This is a genomic window from Caulobacter sp. FG7 (assembly GCF_057808875.1).
The window spans coordinates 31573-58178 of sequence record NZ_JBMDIW010000032.1; the positions used below are offsets into that span (position 1 = coordinate 31573).

Consider the following 26606-nt stretch of genomic DNA (forward strand, 5'->3'; position numbering starts at 1 on the left):
AGGATTTCGCCAAGCATTGGCGGTCAAATTACCGGCCATGACGGCCATTGCCTGCCTGCGTATCCTGCTCACCGCCGCGGAGACGGCGGGCGCCAGCGTTCCCCCCGCCCATGTCGAGGCGGCCGCCGACCTCTATCTCAAGCATCGCTGGAAGCACCCGCGCCGCTACGGCGTGGTCGCGCCCCTGGCCTTCGTGCTGGCCGACACCAAGGCCGAGCGTCTCGATCCGGAAGAGATGCAGGCCCTGGCCGTCGAGCTGGAAACCTCGCTGTTCCCCGGTCGCAAGAGCGGCCAGGTCTGCCTGATGACCTTCGAGGGCGACGAGAACGCCGTGCTGCAATTCGCCAGCCTGTCGCAGGGCGAACTGGCCGGGCTGATGGCCGGTCGCGGCTATTCCGGCGCTCCGGGCCACGTGCAGGTGATCACCGCCGAAGAGATTCGCGCCGTCCCCAGCGCTCCGCCGGAAGCCGCGCCCGCGCCGCAGGCCAGGCCGGCCGCGACCACCGCGCCGATCGAGACGCCGCCCAAGGCCAGGCCGGCGGCGACCAAGCCCGCCGCACCGGCCCGTCCGGTCGCCGCCGTCCCGCCGCCCAAGTCGGCCGCGCCGCTGACCACCGGCTGGCGCGCGATCTACCACCTGCCCACCGAGAGCGTCGTCGGCGCGGTCCTGGGCCACAGGGCCGACCTGTCCGCCCCGCGACCGGAAGAGGACGGCGAGCTCCTGGCCCGCGACCTGACCGGCCTCAACGACGCTCAGTTCGGCTTCCCGACGGTGAAGACCGGCGAAGGCGCCCTCTTCCTGCCGCTCAGCTTCTGGAACCTGACGACCCCGGCCTCGCAGGAGGCCTACAAGCGCCGCCTGTCGCGCTATCCTCTGGACCTGCAGCCGCGCCTGGGCGCCACCATCTACGACACCCCGCGCGAGCCCTCGATGGGCCTGCTGCAGCAGATCCGCGCCTTTCTGCAGGGCTCGTTCGCCTATATCGACCTCTGCATCTCCGACCCGAACTTCCCGGTGAACACCCTGCCGGGCGACATCGCCTCCAGCATCACCCTGGAGCTGCGCGACGAGCCCGACGCCGAGCGGATCAAGGCCATCGCCCTCTTCGCCTCGCGCCAGTCGGTCTATCGCGCCAAGGGCGTGCACCAGGGCGTGCTGGGCGTGCGCAACGCCAAGGAACTGGACGCCTGCCGCGCCGCGGGGCTCGCCTACGTCACCGGCCTGGCCGTCAGCGCCCTGCTCGACAAGCCGCCGGCCCTGGGCGCCAATCCGGCCGACGCCCTGCCGCTCCAGGCGGCCTAGCGGCTTCATTCTGACGCGTGGCGAACGCCGAAGCCGCCGACACTTTCGGCTGCCACGCCCTCAGAAACCAGCGTTCGCGACGCTGGGTCGCAGCCGACCTATAACGCGTGATAACCACCATCGCGCAACCTAGGCGGCATGACCGCCATCGCCTGCCTGAAGGTCTTCGTCGGCGAAGACCCCGTCGAGACCGAGCGTAACGCAGCCCTGATCGCCAAGGTCGCCGGCGACTATCTGAAGCGTGCGTGGCTGGCCCCGCGCCGCCACGGCCTGGTCGCGCCGTTCTCGTTCGTGCTGGCCGATCCGCGCGCTACGCGCCTGGACGCCCGCGAACTGCAGGCCCTGGCCCGGGCGTTGCAACACAAGCTGTTCGGAGACGACGACGACGGCGAGATCGTCATGCTGATGTTCGAGGGCGACCAGCACGAGGTCATGCGCTTCGCCGGCCTACCGCCCCGCCAGCTGTCGCTGCTGCTGGCAGGCGAGGAGGACGCCTCGTTGGCCGGGCGGGTCTGCCGCATCACTCCGCGCGACGTGCGCTCGGTCATGCCCTTCGGCGGGCCGATCGCCGGCGTGCCGACCATGGAGGCCCTGGCGCGGCTGTGCCCGCGCCCGCCGCCGGCCCGCGTGGCCTGGCGCGGCGTCTATCACGTCGGCCGCGAACTGTTCGTCGGCAATGTCGGGGTCTGGCGCGAAGCCGGGCTCGCGGGGCGTCCTTACGAGATCTATGTCGACGGCCAGCGCCAGCAGCACGACCTGGCGATCCTCAAGGCCGCCATCGCCGCCATCGGCCCCAATTCGGGGGTCACCTACCTGCCGATCGGCTTCTCCTCGGCGCTGAAGCCCTCGCTGCGCGCCGAACTCGAGGCCTGCCTGCGCACCCTGCCCCGCGACCTGCGCGGCCGGCTGGCCGCGGGCGTCTACGGCGTGCCGCGCGCCCCCTCCTTCGTGGCTCTGGGCCAGATGAAGGCGTTCCTGGATCCCTATTTCAGCCGCGTGGACCTGCGCATCAGCGACCCGGCCTTCAAGGTCGACGACCTGGCCCCGGGCCTGGCCGCCAGCGTCACCTTCACCCCCGAGGGCGAGGTCGAGGCCAGCCGCATCGCCGCCATCAGCCGCTTCCTGAAGGACGCCCCGGCCTATCGCCGCCGCCAGGTCTGGCAGGGCGTCAGCGACCTGCGCAGCCCGCGCGAACTGCTCGCCGCCCTCGACCAGGGCGCGCCGTTCATCAGCGGCCCGATGGTGACCGACCTGCTGGAAACGCCGGTCAGCGTCGCGCCCTACGCCAAGGGCCAGCTGCCGCTCTACGGCTGGACGGCCGAGGCCGCGGCCTGACCCACAGATCCTCCCCCTGAAGGGGGAGGTGGCGGCGAAGCCGACGGAGGGGGACGTGACGGCTCCCGCCTGCGACTTCATCGACCTCTGAGGGGACTTCCCCCTCCGGCCCTTCGGGCCACCTCCCCCTTCAGGGGGAGGATCTGTCAGCGCCGCCCGAACAGCTTCTCGATGTCGGAAAGCTTCAGCTCCACATAGGTGGGGCGGCCGTGGTTGCACTGGCCCGAGTGGGGCGTGGCCTCCATCTCGCGCAGCAGGGCGTTCATCTCGGCGGCGGCCAGGCGCCGGCCGGCGCGGACGCTGCCGTGGCAGGCCATGGTCGAACAGACCTCTTCCAGTCGCTCCTTCAGGGCCAGGGCCTGGCCGTTCTCGGCCAGGTCGTCGGCGATGTCGCGCACCAGGCCCGCCGCATCGGCCTTGCCCAGCAGCGCCGGCGTCTCGCGCACCAGCACCGCGCCGGGACCGAAGCTTTCCAGGACGAGACCCAGGGCCGACAGCTCCTCGGCGCGGGCCACCACCCGCTCGGCCTCGGCCGGATCCAGTTCGACCACCTCGGGCAGCAGCAGGGCCTGGCGGGCGACGCCCCCGGCCTCCATCTCGTGCTTCATGCGCTCGTAGACGAGGCGCTCGTGGGCGGCGTGCTGGTCGACGATCACGACACCGTCGCGGGTCTGCGAGACGATGTAGGTCTCGTGCACCTGGGCCCGGGCCGCGCCCAGCGGGAAGTCGATCGGATCGAAGGGCTGGGCCGGCGCCTGATCCTGACCCGGATAGGTAATCGACGGCGGCGCGTCGTAGTCGCCATAGGCCGCCTCGCGCACGGCGTCGGCGACGCCGCCCAAACCCCCGCCGAGCGTCTGGTAGGCTTCCTCCGGCCGCGCCTCGTGGCGGGCCGAGACATCCGACAGGCCAGGCAGGTTCATCGGCCGCTGGGTCGGCGGCGTCCAGCCGCCCTCGCGCCAGGCCGAGAAGCCGGCCGGACTGGGTCCCGGCTGATAGCCGGGAAACACGCTCTGCGGGCGGATGCTGTCCAGCGCCTGGGCCGCCGTGGTTGTCGAGGCGCGGTGGCCGGCCCCGGCCAGGGCGTGGCGCAGGGCGCCGACAATCAGGCCGCGCACCAGCGACGGATCGCGGAAGCGCACTTCGGCTTTGGCGGGGTGCACGTTGATGTCGACTTCGGTCGGGTCGAGCGTGACATAGAGCGCCGCGCTGGGGTGGCGGTCGCGCGCCAGGAAATCGGCATAGGCCGCCCGCAGCGCGCCTTGCAGCAGGCGGTCGCGCACGGGACGGTCGTTGACGAACAGGTACTGGTGGGCGGCGTTGCCGCGGTTGTAGGTCGGCAGCCCCGCGAAGCCCGACAGCCGCACGCCGTCGCGGACCTGGTCGATCTCGAGCGCATTGTCCTGGAAGTCGCGCCCCAGCACCGCGGCCAGGCGCGCCAGGCGTCCCTGCGGCCCCGGATGCTCGGGCGGCAGGCGCAGGATGCGGCGGCCGTCGATGTCGAGCGAGAAGCCCACCGACTCGTGGGCCATGGCCTGGCGCTTCAGTTCCTCGGTGATCGCCTGGGCCTCGGCGCGCTCGGACTTCATGAACTTCAGGCGGGCGGGCGTGGCGTAGAACAGGTCACGCACCTCGATGCGCGTGCCGTTGTCGCCTGCGAAGGCGGCGGGGGCGACGTCGTCGACGCGGCCGCCTTCGACCAGGATCGACCAGGCCTCGCGCTGGCCCTTGGCTCGCGAGCTGATCTGAAGGCGCGCCACCGAGCCGATCGACGGCAGGGCCTCGCCCCGGAAGCCCATGGTGTGGATGCGCAAGAGGTCCCACAGGCCCTCGTCGTCGGGGGCCAGCTTGGAGGTGGCGTGGCGCTCGATGGCCACCGGCAGTTCCTCGGCGCTCATGCCGCAGCCGTCGTCGGCGACCATGATGCGGGTCAGGCCGCCGCCATGGGCCTCGACCTCGATGCGGGTGGCGCCGGCGTCGATGGCGTTGTCGACCAGTTCCTTGATGGCGCTCGCGGGCCGCTCGACCACCTCGCCTGCGGCGATGCGGTTGACGGTCTCGGGCGGCAGGCGGCGGATCGGCATCGAAATCGGACTTTCAGCGCAGCCGGGCAGCGCGGGCGAGCCCTGCATTGCGGCGACTTAATTTGACCGCCCCGGTTGAGAACGGTTCAGCTTGCGGCGACCCGTCATCCTAGAACGATTCCAGACCCGCCGAGGACGAGAGATAGTGATCCGCCGCGTCGCCCCTACCCTCGCACTCGCCTCTTTCCTGCTGGCGACCGCCGTCGGTCCCGCCATGGCCCAGCAGGCGGTCGACGCCTCCGGGCCGATCGAGTTGCAGCGGATCGACCCCAACGAGAACCTGGTCGAGGAACTGGTGGTCAACGCCCGCCTGCCGGGCCCCGCCTGGTGGAAGGTCAGCGACGGCGACACCACCGTCTACGTCCTGGGCGTGCCGGCCATGGTTCCCACCAAGACCAGGGCCGACGAGTCGGTGCTGCGTCGTCGCCTGGACGGGGCCAACGTGCTGATCATGGGACAGGAGGCCGACGTCAGCATCATACGCGTGATCGCCCTGGCCACGGGCGGCCGCAAACTGTTCGTGTCCGACAAGCCGATGCGCCAGACTCTCTCACCAGAGCTGCGCGCCCACCTCGAGGCGCGATTGCAGGCCATGAAGCATAAGCCCGAAGCGTTGGACGACACCAAGCCCGCCTTCGCCGGCTTCCTGGTCGCCAACGCCGAGGACGGCAAGGTCTCGATCAGCGTGGGCGGCGTCACCGACCGCATCCGCGACATCGCCAGGAGCCGGGACCTGGCCAAGCGTCCCCGTATCCAGAACCTTCCGGGCTACAGCCTGGTCGACGCCATCAAGGCCTTGGCGACCGCGCCTCAGCCGTTGCAGACGCTGTGCCTCGACGCGGGCCTGCGCCAGGCCGAAAACGGCGAAGGCAGCATCCAAACCACCGCCCGACGCTGGGCCGAGGGCCAGGTGCGAGACGTGGTCGCGGCCGATCGCGGCTTCCAGCGCTGCCTGGACTCCACGCCTTCCATCGCCCGCGAACTGCGCGAGGGCCGCGACGATGCGGTCAAGGCCATCGAGGCCGCCCTGAAAAAGCCCGGAAAGGCGGTCGCCGTCATCGAACTGCGTTCGCTGCTGGCGCGGGACGGCGTCCTCGACCAATTGCGGGCCAAGGGGTTCAAAGTCACGACGCCGGACGAATGATCCGGCGCCGATCAGGGGGAAACATCATGCGTAGGCGCCTGGCGGCCATAGCCGCGCTCACGGCCTTGGCCACCGCCTCTTCCACCCACGCCCAGGCGCCGCCGGACAGCCTGGTGATCGACGACCCCGAGGCCAATGTGGTCGAGGAACTGGTGGTCAACGCCAAGCTGCCCGGCCCGGCCTGGTGGAAGGTCAGCGACGGCGACACCACGGTCTACATCCTGGGCGTTCCCGGCGCCGTGCCCAAGGGCATGGCCTGGGACACCTCGGTGCTCGACCGGCGACTGGATGGGGCCTTCGCGCTGATCACGCCGCCCCAGGCCCGAGCGGGCCTGACCGACCTGCCCGCCCTGCTGTCGATGCGCAGCAAGCTGAAGGCAGACCGCCCCCTCGATCAGGTCGCGCCGGACCTCGCTCCGCGCCTGGCCAAGGCCTGGGCGGCGACCGGCCGCAAGGACGACGACTGGAAGGACTGGAAGCCGCTGGGCACGGGCCTGATGCTGGCGGGCTACGCGGTCAAGAGCAGCGGCCTGACCAGCGCCGAGCCCGAAAAGGCGATCGAGAAGCTGGCCCGCAAGCACAAGGTCAAGGCGAAGCCGGCCGCCGTCTACAAGGCCATGCCGATGATCAAGACGCTGGTGAAGCAGCATTCGGAAGAGGCCGGCCTGATCTGCCTGGAGGGCGTGATCGACGAGGTCGAAGCCGGCCCCGAGCCGGTGCGCCGGGCCGCCCGCGCCTGGGCCAACGGTGAGGTCCGCGCCGCCGTCCACGCCCCGCGCCAGGGCCAGCGCTGCGTCATGGCCCTGCCCGGCATGTCCGAGGAGTTTCGCCGCATGTCGGCCGCTCAGGTCGAAGCGGTGTCGCAGGCGATGAAGACCCCCGGCAAGGCGGTGGCGGTGTTCTCGCTGCGCGGCCTGGTGGCCGAGGACGGGGTGCTTCAGAAGCTGCGCGAGCGCGGCTTCAAGGTGACCACGCCCGACAGCGCCAGCTAGCCGCCACCTCCTACCCGCCCCTGCGCCTCAGGCGCGGCGTGATGGTCGCGGTCATCAGCCGTCCCTCGCGGATCAGGGTGAAGGGCGTGGCCACGTCGATGCAGGCGTGGTCGAGCGCCCGCAGCAGGTCGTCGAGGCCGGTCAGCGGCCGCTCGCCGGCCCTGACCAGCAGGTCGCCCGCCCGCACCCCCGCCTTGGCGGCCGGACCGCCCGGATCGGCCTGGGCGACGAACACCGCATAGCCCTGGGCGACGCCGGTCGCGCGGGCCAGCAAAGGCGGCAGCGGTGCCTGCTGGGCGACGACGCCGATCGAGGCCCGCCGCACCTGGCCGTGGGCCAGAAGCTCGCTGATCACGAAGCGGGCGGTGTTGGCCGCCACGGCGAAGCACAGGCCCGGATAGCCGGCGATGACGGCGGTGGCCACACCCACCACCTCGCCGTTCGAGGCCACCAGCGGGCCGCCGCTGTTGCCGGGATTGAGGGCCGCGTCGGTCTGGATCAGGTCCTCGATCAGCCGGCCGCGCTCGCCGCGCAAGGAACGACCGAGCGCCGAGACGACGCCCGTGGTCACGGTGGCCTCGAACCCCAGCGGCGCGCCGATGGCGATGACCAGCTGGCCGCGCCGAAGCGCCTTGGAGTTCCCCAGCCGCACCACGGGCAGGTCGACGGCCTGGTCGATCTTCAGCAGGGCGAGATCGGTGTCGGGGTCATCGCCGATGCAGCGGGCCGTCAGGCTGCGGCCCTCGGCGGTGACCGCCACGAAGCGGCGCGCGCCCTGCACCACGTGGCTGTTGGTCAGGACGACCCCGCCCTCGGCCACCACGAAGCCCGAGCCGACTCCCTGGACATTGGCGTCGTCCAGCATCGGGTGGATGCGCAGGACGCTGGGCCCCACCGTCTCGACGGCGCGGACCACGGCGTTGGAATAGGCGTCCAGCAGGTCGCCCTCGTCGACGCGCGGCGGCGCGGGCGGCGGCGTTCCGGCGTCGAACACGAACTGGGCCTCGGCCGGCCAGGCCAGGATTTCGCGCGCCCGCATCGGACGCGGCCGCCTGGCCCTCGCGAACAGCTCGTACTTGCGCGCCTTCATCCCCCGCCCCCCGACGGCAACTGGCGGCCACCGCCGGGGAGAAGGTTAACGACGGCAGCGGGCCCCGATCAAGTCCGCCTCAACGTGGAGCCTGAGCAATCGCCGACGGGGCCACGCTGGCCACCGGGATCACGAAGCCCGCCGGCCTTGGCGGCGGCGAAGGCGGCGCGACCGCCGGCGAGGCCAGGCTGGCGCCGGCCGCGTCGTTGACGCACTGGGCGGTGTCGATCATCGCGTGCTGGCCCAGGCAGAAGACGTCCTCGTAGTGCGGACCGGCGACGGCCAGACACTGGTAGAGGTTCAGCTTGGCGATCTTCATGCAGAAGCTGGCCTTCTTCTCGCTCAGCACCGGCGCCAGGCGGGCCGTGTCGGCGTCGCCCGCCGCGTCGAGCACGGCCAGGGCCGCCAGGGCCGCCGACCGCACCGTCACCGGGGTGAACACGCGGCCGCCTTCGGCGAAGCCGCCGCCCGCGCCGGTGGCGGCCCGGATCAGGCGTCCGGCGTCTTCCTGCCCAGGCGCGAACGCGGTCGCCGACAGCTGCTTGACCCGCGCCAGGCGCCCGGCGGTGTCTGCCACCGCGCCCTTCGACCAGGTCTCGCGCTGGATGTCGTAGGCCGACTGCTTGACCGCCCTGCCGGCCACCGCCAGGGGCGCGCCACGGCCCTGCAGGGCCATCTGCGCCCGGGCGGCGGCAAGACCCACGCCCTCGATCTCGATCACGCTCTCGGGCGAGGCCAGCAGGAGCTCGACCAGCGCATCGCGCGAGGTCTGGCGGGCCGCTTCGCGCACGCCGTCGAGGAAGGCCGGCTCCTGCAGCGCCGCGATGGCGCCGTAGGCGATCATGCCGGTCTCCAGCTGATCGGCCTTGTAGGCCGAACCGGCGACCAGGGCCCTGGCCACGCCGTCGCCGTTGGTGAACACCGCCGGCGAAATCGAGCCCGCTCCCCGCGTATAGGTTTCGAAGGCGCTGGCTGCGGCCACGACCTCCTGCGCCAGGCCGACGCCCGGCGCCTCACGCTCCTGGCGAGCGCTCGCCAGTCCGCCCATGGCCAGGACGGCTACCGCCGCGCCCGCCACCATCCAATGCTTGTTCCACGCCATGCCCGAAAGCCTCCCGACTACGGGCGTATTGGGCGGCGAACGCGGTTGCCGAGATCATAATCGCCATGGCGAATCGGCCATTAACTTTCGTGTATTCGATCAGTTTTCGTGCGCAAAATGTCGCACCCACAACGGTGAAGTTCACTTAAGTCTGAGACACGACAAATCCATTCGAAAAAATGTCGACAAGCAAATTCTTTGGAACACACGCAAACCATAACCATCAGGCGATCTCGACAATAATCGTGACGTCCGCAAGAAACGGGCGGACGACGAAAGACGCGCGGCGCATAGTGTCGCCATGTCGACTCTCGCGCCCACTCGCCTGCACCTGGACCGCGCGCCCAGCCCGATCGGCGAACTGCTGCTGGCCTGCGACGCCGACGGTCGCCTGCGGGCGGTGGATTTCCACGATTACGAGGCGCGGATGCTGCGCCTGCTGCGGCTGCACTACGGCGAGACGGTTCTGGAGCCGGGCGCAACGCCGACGGCGACCCGATCCGCGCTGGCCGCCTATTTCGCGGGGGACCTGGCCGCCCTGGCGAACATTCCCTGGGCCACCGGCGGCACGGCTTTCCAGCAGGCGGTGTGGCGCGCCCTGGGCGACGTCGCGCCCGGAACCACCATGACCTATGCCGCCCTGGCCGCGCGCATCGGCAAGCCTGAAGCGGTGCGCGCCGTCGGGGCCGCCAACGGCGCCAATCCGCTCAGCATCGTCGTGCCGTGCCACCGCCTGGTCGGCGCGAACGGCGCCCTCACCGGCTACGGCGGGGGCGTCGAACGCAAGGCCTGGCTGCTAGCTCACGAGGGCGCGCGGCCGCGCGGCTGAGCCGCCGGCGATCTCGCCCCGCGACAGGGCCTTCATCAGCGCCTCGCCGTCGGGCGCCGCCCACAGGGTGCCGATCTTGGCGACATCGGCGGCCGTGACCTTGCCGCCCTCGCCCGTGCCCTGAACCATGCCGTTCATCGGCGCGCCGAACTGGCGGGCCAGAACCCGGCCGTCAGCGGCCACCAGCAGGTTGCACGGCAGGCCCGGGCGCGCCGGACCGTTCGGCGTCTCACGTATGCTCAGCGCTTGAAACAGGCCCTTGGAGTCGGCCCCGCGGTCGATCACCGGCGCGAACACGCCGGCCTTGTGCTTCTTGAGCAGGAAGCCCGCCTCGGCCGCCGTGATCGGCTCGCGCGGGGCGGTCAGGATTGGCAGGATCCGGAAGGTCTTGCCGCCGAACTTCTCCTGCAGCATCGCCAGGTCGCCAAGCTCGTGCAGGCACGGCGCGCACCAAGGCGCCCACAGCGACACCAGGGTCAGGCCCGGCTGCAGCTTCAGCGGCGCGACGCCGTCGCGGCGCTCGACGTTGACCGCCGGGACCGCCAGCCCCGCCGGCGGCTCGCGAAACGCCCTGGCCATGCGGTTGTTGCGCAGGGCCGGCGTGTCGAACGCCTTGGCCGGCTCGCCCAGAACCGGAACCCTCGTCTGCGCCCCGGCGCCGCTCGCGCCAGTCCCAAGGCCCGTCAGGGCCGCCGCGCCGGCCATCGCCCCGCGCCTCGTCCACGTCGCCATCCCGCCCTCCGTCGCCAAATCCCGGCGCGCAATCTCTAGTGGAACGGCGGCGCTTTTGCGGCGAAGCTTCAGACCAGCATGCTGCCGCCCACGCGGTGCAGCGGCAGGCTGCCCTCGTTGAAGAACGGCAGGGCCAGGGTGATCCCCATCAGGATGTCCAGCACCACGCTGCCGTAGTTGAAGCGTCCGCCGGCCTTCTGCAGCAGCATCGAGACCAGCCGCCCGAAGGCTGCGCCGAACCAGGCGACGGCCAGCACCAGGGCCATGGCCGCGCCGGCGCTGGACTGCCAGCCCAGGAACAGGGCCGCCGCCCCGTGCGAGGCGATCAGCAGGCCGCCGAACGCGCGCCCTTCGGTCAGGGCGGTGTTGCGCCCGCCCTCCTGCTCACTCTTCAGCCCCGCTAAGCCCAGCATCGAGTCCGGCCGGGCCAAGACCAGCCCGCCCAGCACGCCGCCGATGACGCAGGCGATCACGGCCAGGATCAGCGACAGGGCGTAGCTCGACATTCAGGGCTCCTAGGCAGCCGCGTGACAGACGGCCTCGACATTGAACCCGTCCGGATCCAGCACGAAGGCCCCATAGTAGTGTTCGTGGTAATGAGGGCGAAGTCCGGGCGGGCCGTTGTCGCGGCCGCCGGCCTTCATCGCGGCCTCGTAGAACGCGTCGACCTCGGCCCGGCTCCTGGCGGAGAAGCAGACGTGCAGCTTGCCGCTGGTCTTGCCGCCGCCCGAGATCCAGAACTGCGGCCGCTGGGCGCCGTAGCCCACGACATCGATTCCGCCGGTGTATTCCTTGGGCACGGCGTAGAGGCGCGAGACGCCAAGCGGCGCCAGGGCCGCGTCGTAAAAAGCCGCCGATCGCTCGAAATCGGCGACGTCGAACCCCATGTGGTCGAACATCGAGAACTCCTCCCAGAAACGCTCGCCATTCACCGGGCCAATTAACCGGGCCAATTAACCGGGATCGCAAAAACTTCGCGACCGCCGTCCTTGACTCCCCAGGGGGCGGCGCCTAACTCGTGACCGGCGTTGGCACTCGATGGGAGCGACTGCTAACAGCGACGCTCCCTCGGCCTACGAAAGCCTTTTACAGAAACCGTTCCGACGGAGAAGACACATGAAGTTTCGTCCCCTGGGCGACCGCGTCCTCGTGAAGCGCGTCGAAGAAGAAACCAAGACCAAGGGCGGGATCATCATCCCCGACACCGCCAAGGAAAAGCCCCAGGAAGGCGAAGTCGTCGCCGTGGGCCCTGGCGCCCGCAACGACAAGGGCGACATCGTCGCTCTCGACCTGAAGGCCGGCGACCGCATCCTGTTCGGCAAGTGGTCGGGCACCGAAGTGAAGGTCGACGGTCAGGACCTCCTGATCATGAAGGAAAGCGACGTGCTGGGCGTGGTCGAAGCCTAATCGGCTTCCCCTCCAGACCGCTGACCTCTCCAGAAATTTTCCAGATTTAGAAAGGCATCCGCAATGGCCGCCAAAGACGTCTACTTCTCCTCCGACGCGCGCGACAAGATGCTGCGCGGCGTCAACATCCTCGCCAACGCCGTGAAGGTGACCCTCGGTCCGAAGGGCCGCAACGTGGTCATCGAAAAGTCGTTCGGCGCCCCGCGCACCACCAAGGACGGCGTCTCGGTCGCCAAGGAAATCGAACTGGCTGACAAGTTCGAGAACCTCGGCGCCCAGATGATCCGCGAAGTGGCCTCGAAGACCAACGACAAGGCTGGCGACGGCACCACCACCGCCACCGTCCTGGCTCAAGCCATCGTCCAGGAAGGCCTCAAGTCGGTCGCCGCCGGCATGAACCCGATGGACCTGAAGCGCGGCATCGACAAGGCCGTCCTGATCGCCGTCGAGGACATCAAGACCTCGTCGAAGAAGGTCACGACCAACGCCGAAATCGCTCAGGTCGGCACCATCTCGGCCAACGGCGACAAGGAAGTCGGCGAGATGATCGCCAAGGCCATGGACAAGGTCGGCAACGAAGGCGTTATCACCGTCGAAGAAGCCAAGACCGCCGAGACCGAACTCGACGTCGTCGAAGGCATGCAGTTCGACCGCGGCTACCTGTCGCCGTACTTCATCACCAACGCCGACAAGATGGAAGTTCAGCTCGAAGAGCCGCTCATCCTGCTGTTCGAAAAGAAGCTGTCGTCGCTGCAGCCGCTGCTGCCGGTGCTGGAAGCCGTCGTCCAGTCGGGCCGCCCGCTGGTCATCATCGCTGAAGACGTCGAAGGCGAGGCCCTGGCCACGCTGGTCGTCAACAAGCTGCGTGGCGGCCTGCGCGTCGCCGCCGTCAAGGCTCCGGGCTTCGGCGACCGCCGCAAGGCCATGCTGGAAGACATCGCCATCCTGACCGGCGCTCAAGTCGTCAGCGAAGATCTCGGCATCAAGCTCGAGAACGTCTCGCTCGACATGCTGGGCCGCGCCAAGAAGATCCAGATCACCAAGGACGACACCACCATCGTGGACGGCGTCGGTGAGAAGGAAGCGATCGAAGCCCGCATCGCCCAGATCAAGCGCCAGATCGAAGACACCACGTCGGACTACGACAAGGAAAAGCTGCAAGAGCGTCTGGCCAAGCTGGCCGGCGGCGTTGCGGTCATCCGCGTCGGCGGCTCGACCGAAGTCGAAGTGAAGGAAAAGAAGGACCGCGTCGACGACGCCCTGAACGCGACCCGCGCGGCCGCCGACGAAGGCATCGTCCCGGGTGGCGGCACCGCCCTGCTGAAGGCTTCGAAGGCCCTGGCTGGCGTGGTCGGCGAAAACGACGACCAGACCGCCGGTATCGCCATCGTCCGTCGCGCCCTGCAGGCCCCGATCCGTCAGATCGCCGAAAACGCCGGCGTCGAAGGCTCGATCGTGGTCGGCAAGATCCTGGAAAACGACAGCAGCTCGTTCGGCTTCAACGCCCAGAGCGAACAGTATGTCGACCTGGTCGTCGACGGCGTCATCGACCCGGCCAAGGTCGTCCGCACCGCTCTGCAGAACGCCGCTTCGGTGGCCGGCCTGCTGATCACCACGGAAGCCGCCATCGTCGAAGCCCCCAAGAAGGGCGGCGGCGCTGCTGCTCCGGGCGGCATGCCCGGCGGCATGGGCGACATGGACTTCTAATCTAGAAGCCCAGTCACCCAGACTGAAAGAGAAGGGCGGAGCCGCGAGGCTCCGCCCTTTTTCTTTGCCTATGACGCAAGGCCACAGACCACATGCTCGCACTCAGGTTGCTCCAGCAGTCAAGCTCCACTAGCAACGAGGCGTGGAGTCGGGGGACGGGTGAATGAGCTTTCTGATCGCAGCGCTGGCCTTGGCCGCCGTGACCGCCGCCGAGGTGGAGCCCGAGTGCCCGGCCGGCGGCGATCCGTCCATTCCCCGCGTCCGCGCCAACTGGAAGACCCCCCTGTCGCCCGACGACATCGTCTGGGCCTATCCCCGCCCGGCCGCGGCCGCTCGCCAGGGCGGCAAGGCCGTCATCCACTGCACGGTCGATGTTCAGGGCAAGGCCCGCGACTGCTTCGTCGTGTCCGAAACACCCACCGGAGCCGGCTTCGGCGAGGCCGCGCTGAGCCTCGGTCCCTTGATGCAGTTCACGCCGGAGCTCCGTTGCGGCACGCCGGTTCCCTCGGCGGTGACCGTTCCGATCAACTTCTCCCCGCCGCTCGCGCCCAGAACCGCGGGCGGCGCCATGCCGGAATTGACCGCCCAACTGCTCGGTCGCCGCCTGGCGATCGCCCTGGGCATCGGCGACGACGCCGAAGCCATGATGGTCGCCTACGGCAATGGGCTGGGAGGCGACAAGCCGATACCGGCGGAGCAGCGGCGCGCCGTCTACGAGATGGTCCAGGGCGCACGGCCGAAGGCCCGCCAGATCATGGTGGAGGCCGCTGGACTGACCCTCGCCCGGGAAATGCCCCAACAGGACCTGGAGGCCGCGCTCGCCTTCTACGAAGGCGCCGCAGGCCAGTCGCTGGTCCGCGCCCAGAGCATGTTCCGCTACCAGGCCCAGAATGAGGCCCAGGCCGCGGCCGCCGCCATTCGCAATCTGCTCGACGCCGAGTTCTGCGTGATCACCGGCATCTGCAAGGACGAGCCCGCCCACGACGGCGGCAATTGAACGACGGCCCCTGCCCGGCTACATCCGGCCCATGTTCCGCCAACGCCCCGACGCCGACATGATCCCCCAGGGCTGGGTGATCGCCGTGATGGTCGAGGTTCCCGGCGAGCGGACGCCCGTCCCGCACTACTTCGCCGTCGGCAAGGCCGACCGGGCCCTGGCCGAGTGGGCGGCGACCGATCTGGCCCAGCAGGCCGGAACCATCGCCTCCAGCCCCGTCGACGGCCGCGAGCCGGTCGACGCCATGCGCCAGATCCTGGCCTATCGCATGCGCGAGCTCGGCCTGAAGACCGGCGAGGCCCGGGCCTTGGGCGACAAGTATCCCAGGCGTTGGTTGTTCTAGGCGCGCGCCTGCTCCTCCACCCGTAAAATCCCCGCGAAAGCGGGGACCCAGGTGTTTTATCGTCGAGCGCCGAGGGCTCAGAAAAGCCTGGGTCCCCGCTTTCGCGGGGATTTTACGGAAGAAGAGGAACAGGCCCTCCCTTCGCCCTTACGCAATCCTCTGCGAGGCGTTCGCATTGCCGCGCGCGGCCTCAGGGCCTAAAGCCTGAGCACAAGACCATGCGAGCCGCCCCGCCATGATGCTGCAGATCCCCGACGTGCTGAGCCCCGACGAAGTCGCCCACTGCCGGGCGGTGATCGACGCGGCCCCCTGGGTCGACGGCAACGCCACCTCGGGCTTCCAGGCGGCCATGGCCAAGAACAACCAGCAACTGCCGCAGGACGGGCCGGCGGCCCGCGAGGTCGGGGCGATCATCGTCCAGGCCCTGCAGGCCAATCCGCTGTTCGTCTCGGCCGCCCTGCCCCACACCATCCTGCCGCCGCTGTTCAATCGCTACGGCGAGGGCATGGGCTTCGGCGACCACGTCGACAACTCGATCCGCCGGAATCCCGCCACGGGCGCCCAGATCCGCACCGACCTCTCGGCCACCCTGTTCCTGAGCGATCCCGACGACTACGACGGCGGCGAGTTGGTCGTCGACGACACCTATGGCAGCCACCTCGTCAAACTGCCGGCCGGCTCGCTGATCCTCTATCCCGCCTCGAGCCTGCACCACGTGACCCCGGTCACCCGCGGGACCCGCACCGCCAGCTTCTTCTGGATCCAGAGCCTGGTGCGAGACGACGCCAAGCGGGCCCTGATGCTGGACATGGACGTCTCGATCCAGCGGCTGGCCGGACAGGTCGGCCAGGCCGACCCGTCGGTGCTGTCGCTGACCGGGACCTACCACAACCTCCTGCGGATGTGGGCCGAGGTGTAAAAATCCCCCCCTGGGGGAGGGTCTTCCGTCCCTACCCCGCCCGCTTCAGCAGCGCCTCGGGCACCGGCGCGGGGCAGTGCTGGCGCAGGAAGTCGCCGTGGCTGGGCAGGGTGTCCACCAGTTCGCTGAGCATCGGGGCCGACTTGTCGAGCAGCCCCTTCACCACCCCGGCCGGCAGGGTGTCGACCAGTTGCTGGTAGCGCTTGGGCCGGATGCCCATGCCCTCCATCACCGACTGCCAGCTGGGCGCGCGGAACATGTCGTCGACGCCGTCGCGCAGCACGCCGCTGGCCTTGAACAGCTCGATCCGCTCGCGCAGGCTCTCGGGCGGCGTCACCTGCTGGTAGGCGCGCCAGAACGGCGTGTCGTCGCGCTTGGTCGTGAAGTAGTGCAGCACGATGAAGTCGCGGATTTCCTCGTAGTCGACCTGCATGCGCCTGTTGTATTCGGACGCCAGCACAGGATCGCAATCCCGGTCGGGGAAGAACCGCAGCAGGTAGTCGACGCCGCGATAGATCAGGTGCAGGGCCGTCGATTCCAGGGGCTCGATGAAGCCGCCGGCCAGGCCGATGGCCACGCAGTTCTTGTTGAACAGCTGCTTGCGCATGCCGGTCTTGAAGGGCACCAGCCAGGGATCGCGCACGGCCTCGCCCTCGACCTGGCTCATCAGCGTGGCCAGGGCTTCGTCGTCGCTGCAATACTGGCTGCAATAGACATAGCCGTTGCCGGCCCGGTGCTGCAGCGGGATGCGCCAGCGCCAGCCGGCGTCCTGGGCCTGGGCCAGGGTATAGGGATGCGGGTCCTGGATGTTGGCGGTCTGCACCGCGATCGCCCGGTCGTTCAGCAGCACGTCCGACCAGTCGAGGAACTCGGTGCCCAGGGTCTTGCCGCTCAGCAGCGAGCGGAAGCCCGAGCAGTCGATGAAGAGGTCGCCCGACGCCTCGCGGCCGTCCTGCAGGATCACCTTCTCGATGAAGCCGTCGGGGCGGGTGGCCACGTCCTTGACGATGCCCTCGGTGCGCTTGACGCCCCTGGCCTCGGCGAACTTGCGCAGGAACTTGGCCAGCAGGGCCGCGTCGATGTGCACGGCGTAGTTGGCGTTGGCCAGCATGGTGCGCGGGGCCATGGCCGGCGACATGAACTTCCAGCGGTCGGCCATCACCGAGGCGGGCGCGAAGTCCTGCAGGCTGGACGGATGCCCCTCGGCCTTGCCACGCAGCCACACCTGGTAGAACTCGTGCACGTCGACAAGGCCGCCGATCAGGCCGAACGGGTGGTAGTAGACCTCGCCCTTCTGGCGCCAATTCTCGAACCGGATGGCCAGCTTGAAGGCGGCCTGCGTCTCCTGCATGAACTCCTTCTCGTCGATCCCCAGGCTGCGGATCAGCTGGAGGAACGGCGGGATGGTGCTTTCGCCAACGCCGATGATGCCGATCTGCTCGGACTCGATCAGCTCGATCTCGCAGGGGCTGTCCTTGAGATAGTGGCTGATCATCGCCGCCGTGATCCAGCCGGCCGAGCCGCCGCCCACGATCACGATCTTCCGCAGATTGTTGGCCATCGGCCGTCTCCCGTACGCTTGTTTCTTGTCGTTGTTGTCTATTCGGCCGCCGCCGGCGCAGCGCCGACATAGCGGCGCAGGAAGTCGCCGTGGGTCGGGGCCTGGGCCACCGCCCGGGCCACGCCTGTCCGCATCTGGTTGAGGCTGGCGGCCAGGGCCGCTCCGTCGATCCCGTCCAGCGCAGGGTCCCAGCCCTCGGGCAGGATGTCGAAACCGGCGAAGATCGCCAGCCAGCTGGGCGGCTGGAACATCTCCCAGCGATAGCGGGCGATATGCCCGCGCGAGCGAAACAGATCGACCTTGCGGGCCAGGGTCTCGGGAATGTCGGCGTCGCGGGTCGTGCGCCAGAACGGCGTGTCGCCGCGCTGGGCGGCCTTGTAGTGCAGCACCACGAAGTCGCGCACCCGTTCCATCTCTCGCCTGGACCAGTCGTTGAACTCGTCGACCACGGCAGGATCGAAGCGTCTGTCCGGGAACAGGGCTTTCAACTTCTCGATGCCCGTCTCGATCAGGGCGATCGAGGTGCTTTCCAGCGGCTCGAGGAAACCCGACGCCAGGCCCAGGGCCACGACGTTGCGGTTCCACACCTTCTTGCGGCGACCGGGCGTGAAGCGGATCAGGCGCGGCTCGTGCAGCAGGCGGTCGGGCACGGCGGCGACCAGCTCGGCCCGCGCGGCCTCGTCGTCGATATGCCGGCTCGAATAGACATAGCCATTGCCGTAGCGGTGCTGCAGCGGAATGCGCCAGCGCCAGCCGGCGCTGTGGGCGGTGACGTCGGTATAGGGCGGCGGCTCGGCGCCCCCTTGAGAAGATATGGCAGAAGGCTGGCTCTGCACGGCCAGGGCCCGGTCGCAGAACAGCCACTGCGACCAGTCCTCGTAGCCGGTCTGCAGGGCCTCCTCGATCAGCAGGCCGCGAAAGCCCGAGCAGTCGATGAAGAGGTCGCCTTCCAGGCTCGTCCCGGTGTGCAGGTCCAGAGAGGCGACGAAGCCGTCCTCGGGACGCAGGTTGACCTTCACGACCTTGGCGTCGATGCGCCTGACGCCGTTAGCCTCGGCCACGCGGCGCATCAGTTGGGCGAACAGCGCCGCGTCGAAGTGCAGGGCCCAGTCGAAGACCGACAGGCTGGACGGCGGATTGGCCGCTGGCACGGTAAACTTGCCCGCCGCCGCCAGGCTGGCGCCCAGCGAATACTCGCCCATCTCGCCGACGTCGGCGACGCTGCGGGCCTTCAGCCAATAGTGCTGGAACGGCACGCCGTTCAGGTCCTGGCCGTACAGGCTGAAGGGATGGATGAAGGCCGAGCCCGGCGCCATCCAGTCCTTGAAGCGGATGCCCAGCTTGCACGTGCCCTGGGTGGCGCGCAGCACCTCCAGGTCGTCCAGGCCCAGCGACTGGTAGAAACTGCGGATGGTGGGAATGGTCGCCTCGCCCACCCCGATCGTGCCGATCTCGGAACTCTCGACCAGGGTGATGTCGATCGGCGCCTTGCCGAAGTGGCGGCGCAGGCTCGCGGCCGCCATCCAGCCGGCGGTGCCCCCGCCGACGATGACGATGCTGCGGATGGGCCCGTTGCGGACGTCTTCGCTCATGGCCGGTCCTCCCCGAACCGGAAAATCGACGCCGGAAGGCGCCGATGGCCGAACCGGAAAACTGGCGCCCGAAAGCGCCTTTGGATAGCGGCCTCCCCAAACAAAAAGAGCCGCCGTGACGACCCCGGAGGGCCGCCACGACGGGCGCAGGGAGGAAGGCTTCAGATCACCACTTGGCGCGGAGACCGATCGTGTAGCGGGGCTCGAACTCGTTCTGCGACGAATACTGTTCCTTGCCCTTGGCGAACCGCAGGTAGTAGTCCTCGATCTCGCCGGTGACGTTCGAGCCGTTGAAGTAGACCGTCACGTTCTCGCGGACGTCGTAGCTCACGTTGACGTCCACATAGCCGGTCGAGCCCTGGTAGATCGGGATCACCCGCTGGCCGCCGCCGCCCATGGTGCCGGACAGGCGGTCGGTGCGGTAGTTGTAGGCCACGCGCGCCTGCAGCTTGTCGTCCTGGTACCAGCCGACCAGGTTGAACTGGTGCTTGGAGTTGTCGAAGAACGGCAGCTTGTCGCCCTTCAGGTCCAGACGCGACTCCTCGCTGGGCGAGTAGGTGTAGTTGGTGTCGACGCCGAAGTTCTTCAGGATCGGCACGTCCGGGATGATGTCGGTGAAGGCGATCTTGGCGCCCAGTTCGACACCCGAGACCTCGCCGCCGTCGCCTTGCAGCGGCAGCGACACGTCGACCTCGCGGCGGATCACGCCGTCCTGGTCGGGGAAGCTGCCCTTGATGGTGCCGCCGGTGACGAAGCTGTCGATCTTCAGCTTGAAGGCCGAGATGTTCAGCATCGAAGCCCGGCCGAAGTAGTATTCGATCGCGCCGTCGAAGTTCTGCGAGCGCCACGGGTCGAGGTTCGGGTTGCCCGAGGCGCTGGCCCCGGTCACGCAGCGAACGTTCGGCATGCTGGCGCCGCAGTCGGCGGTGAAGATCGACAGGCCGCCGCCGTAGCTGCCCAGATCGAGCGGCTGCATCGTCTTCGAATAGGCGAAGCGCAGCTTGATGTTGTCGGTCAGGTCGTAGGTGGCGTTGAACGACGGCAGCCAGTCCGTGTATTTGCGGCGGGTGACCGTGTCGCCGGCGTCGGCGTTGGTGTCGCCGTAGTTCATGACGTCGCCGGTCAGGTTCTGCTTCACCAGCAGTTCCGTCTGGATGACGCGCAGGCCGAAGTCGCCCGACAGCTGGCCGATCTCGAAGGCGCCGGCGCCGTAGGCGCTCTGCTCCTTCAGGTCGACGTCGTAGGTCTGGCCGGGCACCTGCACGCGCACGGCGTCGCCGAACACCTTCTTCTGGAAGGCCAGCACGTCGTCGAAGTCACGCGGGTCGATGGCCCAGAAGCCGGGCATGCCCTTGGTGACGCCGCCCAGGTTGTTGACCCAGATGGCGTTGTTGTAGGTCGTCAGCTTGGTCGGACGGTTGACCGTGTAGCCCTGGAACTCCGGCACGCCGGTGATCGGGTTGGGCACGAACTCGCCGGCCTGGCACTGGTTCTGGTTCATGACGACGTCGATGGCCTTCCACTGGGCCATGCAGCCGCCGGCCGGAACGGGCGTGCCGTTGGCCTGCACCGCGCCGGGAACCCCGCCGTAGAAGCCCGAGAACAGGTGGAACTGCTCGACGCTGACCGAACGGTCGCTCTGGCGAACGCCGGCGTCGACCTTGGTGATGAAGCCCAGGAACTTCTCGTCGAACTTGTAGTGGCCGTCGGCGCGGAACACGTTCATGTCCGACTCGACTTCGTTGTTGCCTTCCGACGAGAAGGCCCCGATGGCGTAGCTGTCCTTGTTGGCCATGTAGTCGCGCAGGGTCTTGCCCGCGCCCAGGCCGCCCGAGATCGGGGTGTCGAAGCCGCTCCACACCGGGCTCTTGCCGCTGATGTCGTAGTGCAGCTGCGGGTTCTGGCCGTAGCCCAGCGGGTTCGGGTTCAGGTAGCAGCCGCCGGCCGAGCCGGTGACGGCGTTGCTGCGCTGGCTGGCCGGATACTGGTCGCAGATGGCCTTCGGATAGAAGGTGCCGCGGGTGCGATCCTGGGCGTTGCGGAACAGGTTGAAGCGGTCGGGCGCGTACTGCCAGTTGGACAGGTCGCCCTGGGCCTGGCCGTTCATGCTCAGGCGGTCGCCGTTGGCGCGGATGGCCCGCACTTCCGAGGTGAAGTTGCCGCCGTTGTCGTACTTCAGTTCGAGATTGTAGTTCTTGCTCTCGGACTTGGTGACGCGGTTGACGGTGAACGAGTTCACCCACCAGGCGTCGATGTCGTACTCGCTGACCGCCAGCCACGGACGGCCGTTGCCGCCGATCGGAGCCGGGCCGGGCGGCGGCGCGCTGACGCCGGTCTGCTCGAAGTCGGTGGGACGGGTCCAGTTGCCGAAGGCGCCGCCGTCCCAGCGGTTGGAGATGTTGATGCCGGCGGCGCGGTTGTATTCGTCGAGCTTGGCGTAGAAGCCCTCGGCGACCAGGGTGAAGCCCTCGCCCAGGTCGGCCTCGAACGACACGTTGACGCCGGTGCGCTTGCGCTCGACGACGCGGTTGAAGCTTTCGAAGCCGTGCGGCGACAGGAAGTTGTTCGGGTTCGAACCGCCCCAGTCGTTGTTGCCCGACAGCGAGACGGCGCCCGAGAAGTTGTTGCCCAGGTTCGACTTGCTCTGCGCGGCCGAGACCAGCAGGCCGACGCGGTCGTTGCGCCAGCTGGCCAGGATGTTGGCCAGGTAGTCGTCTTCCTTGGTGCGTTCGCCGCGCTGGGCTTCGGCCGCGCCGGCGAAGGTGAAGCCTTCCTGCATCTGGAACGGCCGGCGGGTGCGAAGGTCGATGGTGCCCGAGATGCCCGACAGGGCGTTGTTCGGGTCGGTCGACTTGTAGACCAGCACCTGGTTCATCAGCTGCGAGGGCACGTCCAGCAGGTTGGGCTGGGCCGAGCCCATGTTGCCCGCGCTCAGGTACTGCTCGCCGTTCAGCAGGGTGATGACCTGGGCCAGGCCCCGGATGTTGACGGTGGCGCCTTCGCCGGCGTTGCGCTGGATCTGGATGCCTGGGATGCGCTGCAGCGAGTCGGCGATGGTGACGTCGGGCAGCTTGCCGATGTCCTCGGCCGAGATGGCGTCGACGATCGAGGCCTCGCGGCGCTTGACGTCGACCGACTTCAGCTGCGAGCCGCGCACGCCGGTGACGACGATCTCCTCGACCGCGGTCTCTTCGGTCGAACCGGCGGTCTGCGCCAGGGCGGATGTGGTGATGACGGCCTGCGACGCGCCGGCCAGAAGGGCCAGGGTCAGGCCGCGAGTCCAGACGGACTTGCTACGTGGTGTGGTCAAATCGATCGCTCCCCAATGTCTTGTTCTTGCGTTCGGGCCGCGACGCCTTTTGACGCCGCGGTGGGTCTCGAGCCGGGCCTCGACCTTCACGCCAACCTGCTTCGGCGGCCGTGACCCGGTGATTGTCCTGTCGGCGACCCCCGGCGCCGGAACGGTGCTGCGATCCGGCCCTCAGACGCCGGTCACGGTGGCAACATTCCCAAATGTCCCCGGCAAGTCAACAAGAATGTCAACGTTGTCATTTTCGGAAATCAGCGGATTTCGAAGCGCTGCCGCTGCGAGACGCCGCGCTGCGGCGTCAGACGATCAGTTAAATTATATATTGTTTTCATTGGATATTTTCACCAACCCCATCGCACCCAGAGCCTGAAAGACAGCGCTAACAGCTACCCAGGCGCGAGCCGCCCGCAGAATGTTCGCGAAGGACGGACCGCCGTCATTTTCGATCGAAGGGGAATCGGAAGCGGTTCCATGGCGGCCAAAATGACCAGGCGGACACCCTTAATGACCCGATAAATGTCCACAACGAAGACATTTTTTGACCCGAACTTGTCCCATCGCATGACAAGCCGGTCGAGCTGCGGTATGGCTGGTCCTCGGGAGCCGCCGCGCCGCCCCTGCCGGGGGATGCGCGCTACGCGGCCGAGTCGGGTGCGGGTCTTCACGAATGACGACGATTCACGATGTGGCCAAGCGGGCGGGGGTCTCGGCCAAGACCGTCTCGCGCGTGATGAACGACCACGCCAGCGTCACCAACAAGACCCGCGACAAGGTCCGCGAGGCCATGGCCGCCCTGGGCTACCAGCCCAGCGCCGTGGCCCGTCACTTCCGCGCCCAAGGCGCCTCGGCCGTCGGCGTGCTGATGGGCGATCCCAGCGGCGGCTATCACACCCGCACCCACCACGCCCTGCTGCTGGCCTGCCTGGAAACCGGCCGTCACCTGACCGTGGAACTGTTCGACGGCCCGGTGGTCGGCTGGCACGAGCGCATCCGCGCCTTCATCGAGGACGGCGGCATCCGCGAAGTCATCCTGCTGCCGCCCGAATGCGACTTCGGTCCCCTGAAGGCGCTGATGCGCGAGCTCGACGTGCGCTGCGTGCTGATCTCGCCGACCACGCCCGATCCCAACTTTCCGGCCATCGCCATGGACGACCGCGCCGCCGCCCGCGAGGTGGTCGAGCACCTGTTCAGCCTGGGCCACACCCGCATCGGCCACATCGCCGGCCATCCCGACCACGCCGCCAGCACCCACCGCCGCAACGGCTTCTTCGAGGCCTACGCCGCCGCCGGCCTGCCGCGCCCGGCCCCGGAGCTGATCGTCGGGGGCGAGTTCACCTTCAAGACCGGGATGGACGCGGCCAAGCTGCTGCTCGACATCGACGAGCCGCCCACCGCCATCTTCGCCGCCAACGACGACATGGCCGCCGCCACCTGCATGGAGGCCCAGCGCCGCGGCCTGCGCATTCCAGACGACCTGTCGGTGGTCGGCTTCGACGACGCGCCGATCGCCGGCGTCATCTGGCCGACCTTGACCACCATCCGCCAGCCGTTCGAACCGATGGCCCTGCGCGCCCTGCAGACCTTCGCAGCCTGGAACAGCAGCGACTCCGGCATCCGCCCCAGCCCGTTCCTCGCCCAGCACACCCTGGTCGTGCGCGAATCCACCGGCCCCGCGCGCAAGCGGATACCGGGCCAGGCCGTGACGGGCATGTCCAGCTGACGGACGACGAAACACCCTGCCGAGGCTGCCCGGCCAAGATCATACGAGTGGGAGGTAGAATGAACTCGCGTCTCTGGCGCGCCAGCGCCCTGGCCCTGACCATCGCCACAATGGGCGGCGCCGCCCTCGCCCAGGGCCATGCCGGCCACGCGGGCCACGGCGCGCCCGCCGCCGCCCCGGCCGGCCAGCCGTGGCTCGATCCCAAGCTCGACGCCGACACGCGCGCGGACCTGGCCGTCAAGGCCATGACCCAGGACGAGAAGCTGACCCTGGTCTACGGCTACTTCGGCGCCGACATGAAGCCGAAGTATACGCGCATCGAAGGCTCCCTGCCCGGTTCGGCCGGCTATGTGCCGGGCCTGCCGCGCCTGGGGATCCCGGCCCAGTTCGAGACCGACGCCGGGATCGGCGTGGCCACGCAAGGCAGCGCCGCGCAGTTCCGCGAGCGCACCGCCCTGCCCTCGGGCATGGCCACCACCGCCACCTGGAACCCGGCCCTGGCCGAAAAGGGCGGCGCGATGATCGGCAAGGAGGCCCGCGACTCGGGCTTCAACGTCATGCTGGCCGGCGGCGTGAACCTGGTGCGCGAGCCGCGCAACGGCCGCAACTTCGAATATGGCGGCGAGGATCCGCTGCTGGCCGGCGTGATGGTCGGGGCCCAGATCAAGGGCATCCAGTCCAACCACATCGTCTCGACCATCAAGCACTACGCCCTGAACGCCCAGGAGACCGGGCGCTTCGTGGTCGACAGCAAGATCGGCGACGCCGACGCCCGCACCTCCGACCTGCTGGCCTTCCAGATCGCCATGGAGGCGTCGGACCCGCACTCGGTGATGTGCGCCTACAACCGCGTCAACGGCCACTACGCCTGCGAGAACGACTGGCTGCTGAACAAGGTGCTCAAGCAGGACTGGGGCTACAAGGGCTACGTGATGTCCGACTGGGGCGCCGTGCACTCGGGCGCCAAGTCGGTCAATGCCGGCCTCGACCAGGAATCGGCCGGCGACGCCTTCGACAAGCAGCCCTTCCTGGCCGGCGTGCTGAAGGCGGATCTGGCCAGCGGCGCGGTCAGCCAGGCGCGCCTGGACGACATGGCCCGCCGCATCGTCCGTTCGCTGTTCGCCAGCGGCGCGGTCGACCACCCGGTGAAGATCGCGCCCATCGACCTGGCCGCCAACGGCAAGGTCAGCCAGGCCGACGCCGAGGAAGGCATGGTCCTGCTGAAGAACGACAAGGGCGTGCTGCCCCTGTCGCTGAAGGCCCAGAAGGTCGCCGTGATCGGCGCCTATGCCGATGTCGGCGTGCTGTCGGGCGGCGGCTCCTCGCAGGTCTATCCGGCCGGCGGTCGCGCCGTGCAGGGCCTGGAGCCCAAGACCTGGCCGGGCCCGGTGATCTATTATCCGTCCTCGCCGCTGAAGGCCCTGCAGGCTCGCGCGCCCCAGGCGAAGTTCACCTACAACGACGGCAAGGACGCCGCCGCCGTCGCTAGGCTGGCGGCCGACAGCGACCTCGTCATCGTCTTCGCCGATCAGTGGACCACCGAGTCGGAAGACGTCATCTCCCTGGCCCTGCCCAAGGGCCAGGACGCCATGATCGCGGCGGCCGCCAAGGCCGGAAAGCCCACCGTCGTCGTGCTCGAGACCGGCGGCCCAGTGACCATGCCGTGGCTCAAGGACGTCGGCGCGGTGCTGCAGGCCTGGTATCCCGGCACCAGCGGCGGCGAGGCCATCGCCCGCGTGCTGACCGGCGAGGTCGACGCCACCGGCCGCCTGCCGGTGACCTTCCCGGCCGCCGAGGCCCAGCTGCCGCGCCCCGTGCTCGACGGCGACCCGAAGACGCCTGATGCGCTGTTCGCGGTCGACTATTCGATCGAGGGCGCCGCCGTCGGCTACAAGTGGTTCGACAAGAAGGGCCTTGAGCCGCTGTTCCCGTTCGGACACGGCCTGTCCTACACCAGCTTCGCCTATTCGAACCTGAAGGCCTCGAGCGCCGGCGGCCAACTGAGCGTGTCGTTCAAGGTGACCAACACCGGCAAGCGGGCGGGCAAGGACGTGCCGCAGGTCTATGTCTCGCCCAAGGCCGGCGGCTGGGAGGCCCCGCGCCGCCTGGCGGGCTTCGAGAAGGTCGACCTCGCCCCCGGCGCCAGCCAGACCGTCACCCTGACCGTCGACCCGCGCCTGCTGGCGACCTGGAACGAGAAGGCCCACGGCTGGACGGTGGCGGCCGGCGACTACGAGGTGCAGCTAGGCGCGTCGTCCGCGGCCATCTCGGCCCGGACGACTGCGGCGGTGACGGCCCAGACCGTGCCGGTGGGGCTGCGGAAGTAAATCCCTCAGTCGGCTTCGCCGACAGCTCCCCCAGAGGGGGAGCATCTGAGGCCGTAGATCCTCCCCCTCTGGGGGAGGTGGCCCGGAGGGCCGGAGGGGGGGGGGGGGGCCC

21 protein-coding genes are annotated in these 26606 nt (G+C 69.0%); 12 read left to right on the top strand and 9 right to left on the bottom strand.

Annotation, left to right across the window (positions count from 1 at the left end):
* Positions 1-37 precede the first annotated feature (37 nt).
* Positions 38-1303 carry a hypothetical protein gene (locus ACODR1_RS21105; RefSeq protein WP_488882191.1) on the top strand — a complete coding sequence of 422 codons (1266 nt, stop codon included), beginning with the start codon at positions 38-40 and terminating at the stop codon, positions 1301-1303.
* 138 nt (positions 1304-1441) lie between these two features.
* Positions 1442-2638 carry a hypothetical protein gene (locus tag ACODR1_RS21110; protein ID WP_488882192.1) on the top strand — a complete coding sequence of 399 codons (1197 nt, stop codon included), beginning with the start codon at positions 1442-1444 and terminating at the stop codon, positions 2636-2638.
* 146 nt (positions 2639-2784) lie between these two features.
* Here ACODR1_RS21110 and mutL read toward each other — a convergent pair whose 3' ends face one another.
* Positions 2785-4722 (bottom strand): DNA mismatch repair endonuclease MutL, encoded by a 1938-nt coding sequence (mutL, locus tag ACODR1_RS21115; protein WP_488882193.1) that lies wholly within the window; start codon positions 4720-4722, stop codon positions 2785-2787.
* A 145-nt stretch (positions 4723-4867) separates the two neighbouring features.
* On the opposite strand from mutL, the gene ACODR1_RS21120 reads away from it, so the two are divergent.
* Together ACODR1_RS21120 and ACODR1_RS21125 are read left to right on the top strand one after the other, a co-directional pair.
* Positions 4868-5866 (top strand): TraB/GumN family protein, encoded by a 999-nt coding sequence (locus ACODR1_RS21120; protein ID WP_488882194.1) that lies wholly within the window; start codon positions 4868-4870, stop codon positions 5864-5866.
* Between the two features lie 26 nt (positions 5867-5892).
* Positions 5893-6858, top strand: a complete 966-nt coding sequence (locus ACODR1_RS21125) for a TraB/GumN family protein (RefSeq protein ID WP_488882195.1) — start codon at positions 5893-5895, stop codon at positions 6856-6858.
* Between the two features lie 10 nt (positions 6859-6868).
* On the opposite strand, the gene ACODR1_RS21130 is transcribed toward ACODR1_RS21125, so the two are convergent.
* Both ACODR1_RS21130 and ACODR1_RS21135 read right to left on the bottom strand, forming a co-directional pair.
* Positions 6869-7948 carry a S1C family serine protease gene (locus ACODR1_RS21130; RefSeq protein WP_488882196.1) on the bottom strand — a complete coding sequence of 360 codons (1080 nt, stop codon included), beginning with the start codon at positions 7946-7948 and terminating at the stop codon, positions 6869-6871.
* 79 nt (positions 7949-8027) lie between these two features.
* Positions 8028-9050: a hypothetical protein gene (locus ACODR1_RS21135; RefSeq protein ID WP_488882197.1), complete on the bottom strand. Its 1023-nt coding sequence runs from the start codon at positions 9048-9050 to the stop codon at positions 8028-8030.
* Between the two features lie 301 nt (positions 9051-9351).
* Here ACODR1_RS21135 and ACODR1_RS21140 point away from each other — a divergent pair, with 301 nt between their 5' ends.
* Positions 9352-9879, top strand: a complete 528-nt coding sequence (locus ACODR1_RS21140; RefSeq protein WP_488882198.1) for a methylated-DNA--[protein]-cysteine S-methyltransferase — start codon at positions 9352-9354, stop codon at positions 9877-9879.
* Here the strand turns inward: ACODR1_RS21140 and ACODR1_RS21145 are convergent.
* The 3 genes from ACODR1_RS21145 to ACODR1_RS21155 all read right to left on the bottom strand — a co-directional run bounded on the left by ACODR1_RS21145 (position 9847) and on the right by ACODR1_RS21155 (position 11510).
* Positions 9847-10611: a TlpA family protein disulfide reductase gene (locus tag ACODR1_RS21145; protein ID WP_488882199.1), complete on the bottom strand. Its 765-nt coding sequence runs from the start codon at positions 10609-10611 to the stop codon at positions 9847-9849. The two genes, ACODR1_RS21140 and ACODR1_RS21145, sit on opposite strands and share 33 nt — an antisense overlap.
* Positions 10612-10679: 68 nt before the next feature.
* Positions 10680-11117 (bottom strand): DUF4345 family protein, encoded by a 438-nt coding sequence (locus tag ACODR1_RS21150; RefSeq protein WP_101718204.1) that lies wholly within the window; start codon positions 11115-11117, stop codon positions 10680-10682.
* A 9-nt stretch (positions 11118-11126) separates the two neighbouring features.
* Positions 11127-11510, bottom strand: coding sequence for a VOC family protein (locus tag ACODR1_RS21155; protein ID WP_488882200.1), 384 nt, complete (start codon positions 11508-11510; stop codon positions 11127-11129).
* A gap of 217 nt (positions 11511-11727) precedes the next feature.
* Between ACODR1_RS21155 and groES the strand changes: the two genes are divergently transcribed.
* The 5 genes from groES (at position 11728) to ACODR1_RS21180 (ending at position 15984) form a co-directional block, all read left to right on the top strand.
* Positions 11728-12018 (top strand): co-chaperone GroES, encoded by a 291-nt coding sequence (gene groES / locus ACODR1_RS21160; RefSeq protein ID WP_058347663.1) that lies wholly within the window; start codon positions 11728-11730, stop codon positions 12016-12018.
* A 63-nt stretch (positions 12019-12081) separates the two neighbouring features.
* Positions 12082-13725 carry a chaperonin GroEL gene (groL, locus tag ACODR1_RS21165; protein ID WP_488882201.1) on the top strand — a complete coding sequence of 548 codons (1644 nt, stop codon included), beginning with the start codon at positions 12082-12084 and terminating at the stop codon, positions 13723-13725.
* Positions 13726-13888: 163 nt separating this feature from the next.
* Positions 13889-14722: a TonB family protein gene (locus ACODR1_RS21170; protein WP_488882202.1), complete on the top strand. Its 834-nt coding sequence runs from the start codon at positions 13889-13891 to the stop codon at positions 14720-14722.
* A 31-nt stretch (positions 14723-14753) separates the two neighbouring features.
* Complete coding sequence (locus tag ACODR1_RS21175; protein ID WP_101715081.1) at positions 14754-15065, top strand: hypothetical protein; 312 nt, start codon at positions 14754-14756, stop codon at positions 15063-15065.
* Positions 15066-15300: 235 nt separating this feature from the next.
* Positions 15301-15984 (top strand): Fe2+-dependent dioxygenase, encoded by a 684-nt coding sequence (locus ACODR1_RS21180; protein ID WP_101718209.1) that lies wholly within the window; start codon positions 15301-15303, stop codon positions 15982-15984.
* A gap of 31 nt (positions 15985-16015) precedes the next feature.
* Here ACODR1_RS21180 and ACODR1_RS21185 read toward each other — a convergent pair whose 3' ends face one another.
* From ACODR1_RS21185 to ACODR1_RS21195, 3 genes are all read right to left on the bottom strand, one after another.
* Positions 16016-17545: a tryptophan halogenase family protein gene (locus ACODR1_RS21185; protein WP_488882203.1), complete on the bottom strand. Its 1530-nt coding sequence runs from the start codon at positions 17543-17545 to the stop codon at positions 16016-16018.
* A gap of 38 nt (positions 17546-17583) precedes the next feature.
* Complete coding sequence (locus tag ACODR1_RS21190) at positions 17584-19137, bottom strand: tryptophan halogenase family protein (protein WP_488882204.1); 1554 nt, start codon at positions 19135-19137, stop codon at positions 17584-17586.
* A 166-nt stretch (positions 19138-19303) separates the two neighbouring features.
* Positions 19304-22447: a TonB-dependent receptor gene (locus ACODR1_RS21195; protein WP_488882205.1), complete on the bottom strand. Its 3144-nt coding sequence runs from the start codon at positions 22445-22447 to the stop codon at positions 19304-19306.
* A gap of 667 nt (positions 22448-23114) precedes the next feature.
* Between ACODR1_RS21195 and ACODR1_RS21200 the strand changes: the two genes are divergently transcribed.
* Entirely contained in the window at positions 23115-24167 is a 1053-nt protein-coding gene (locus ACODR1_RS21200) for a LacI family DNA-binding transcriptional regulator (protein WP_488882206.1), read from the top strand.
* Positions 24168-24226: 59 nt separating this feature from the next.
* Positions 24227-26494, top strand: a complete 2268-nt coding sequence (locus ACODR1_RS21205) for a beta-glucosidase family protein (protein WP_488882207.1) — start codon at positions 24227-24229, stop codon at positions 26492-26494.
* Positions 26495-26606: the final 112 nt, after the last annotated feature.

What these genes read in the sequence shown, in the direction of transcription:
- groL (WP_488882201.1), top strand. Translation starts at nt 12,082, where the DNA reads ATGGCCGCCAAAGACGTCTACTTCTCCTCCGACGCGCGCGACAAGATG.
- ACODR1_RS21175 (WP_101715081.1), top strand. Translation starts at nt 14,754, where the DNA reads ATGTTCCGCCAACGCCCCGACGCCGACATGATCCCCCAGGGCTGGGTG.
- ACODR1_RS21170 (WP_488882202.1), top strand. Translation starts at nt 13,889, where the DNA reads ATGAGCTTTCTGATCGCAGCGCTGGCCTTGGCCGCCGTGACCGCCGCC.
- ACODR1_RS21185 (WP_488882203.1), bottom strand. Translation starts at nt 17,545, where the DNA reads ATGGCCAACAATCTGCGGAAGATCGTGATCGTGGGCGGCGGCTCGGCC.
- groES (WP_058347663.1), top strand. Translation starts at nt 11,728, where the DNA reads ATGAAGTTTCGTCCCCTGGGCGACCGCGTCCTCGTGAAGCGCGTCGAA.
- ACODR1_RS21135 (WP_488882197.1), bottom strand. Translation starts at nt 9,050, where the DNA reads ATGGCGTGGAACAAGCATTGGATGGTGGCGGGCGCGGCGGTAGCCGTC.
- ACODR1_RS21180 (WP_101718209.1), top strand. Translation starts at nt 15,301, where the DNA reads ATGATGCTGCAGATCCCCGACGTGCTGAGCCCCGACGAAGTCGCCCAC.
- ACODR1_RS21105 (WP_488882191.1), top strand. Translation starts at nt 38, where the DNA reads ATGACGGCCATTGCCTGCCTGCGTATCCTGCTCACCGCCGCGGAGACG.
- ACODR1_RS21200 (WP_488882206.1), top strand. Translation starts at nt 23,115, where the DNA reads ATGACGACGATTCACGATGTGGCCAAGCGGGCGGGGGTCTCGGCCAAG.
- ACODR1_RS21140 (WP_488882198.1), top strand. Translation starts at nt 9,352, where the DNA reads ATGTCGACTCTCGCGCCCACTCGCCTGCACCTGGACCGCGCGCCCAGC.
- ACODR1_RS21110 (WP_488882192.1), top strand. Translation starts at nt 1,442, where the DNA reads ATGACCGCCATCGCCTGCCTGAAGGTCTTCGTCGGCGAAGACCCCGTC.
- ACODR1_RS21145 (WP_488882199.1), bottom strand. Translation starts at nt 10,611, where the DNA reads ATGGCGACGTGGACGAGGCGCGGGGCGATGGCCGGCGCGGCGGCCCTG.
- mutL (WP_488882193.1), bottom strand. Translation starts at nt 4,722, where the DNA reads ATGCCGATCCGCCGCCTGCCGCCCGAGACCGTCAACCGCATCGCCGCA.
- ACODR1_RS21130 (WP_488882196.1), bottom strand. Translation starts at nt 7,948, where the DNA reads ATGAAGGCGCGCAAGTACGAGCTGTTCGCGAGGGCCAGGCGGCCGCGT.
- ACODR1_RS21155 (WP_488882200.1), bottom strand. Translation starts at nt 11,510, where the DNA reads ATGTTCGACCACATGGGGTTCGACGTCGCCGATTTCGAGCGATCGGCG.
- ACODR1_RS21125 (WP_488882195.1), top strand. Translation starts at nt 5,893, where the DNA reads ATGCGTAGGCGCCTGGCGGCCATAGCCGCGCTCACGGCCTTGGCCACC.
- ACODR1_RS21150 (WP_101718204.1), bottom strand. Translation starts at nt 11,117, where the DNA reads ATGTCGAGCTACGCCCTGTCGCTGATCCTGGCCGTGATCGCCTGCGTC.
- ACODR1_RS21190 (WP_488882204.1), bottom strand. Translation starts at nt 19,137, where the DNA reads ATGAGCGAAGACGTCCGCAACGGGCCCATCCGCAGCATCGTCATCGTC.
- ACODR1_RS21205 (WP_488882207.1), top strand. Translation starts at nt 24,227, where the DNA reads ATGAACTCGCGTCTCTGGCGCGCCAGCGCCCTGGCCCTGACCATCGCC.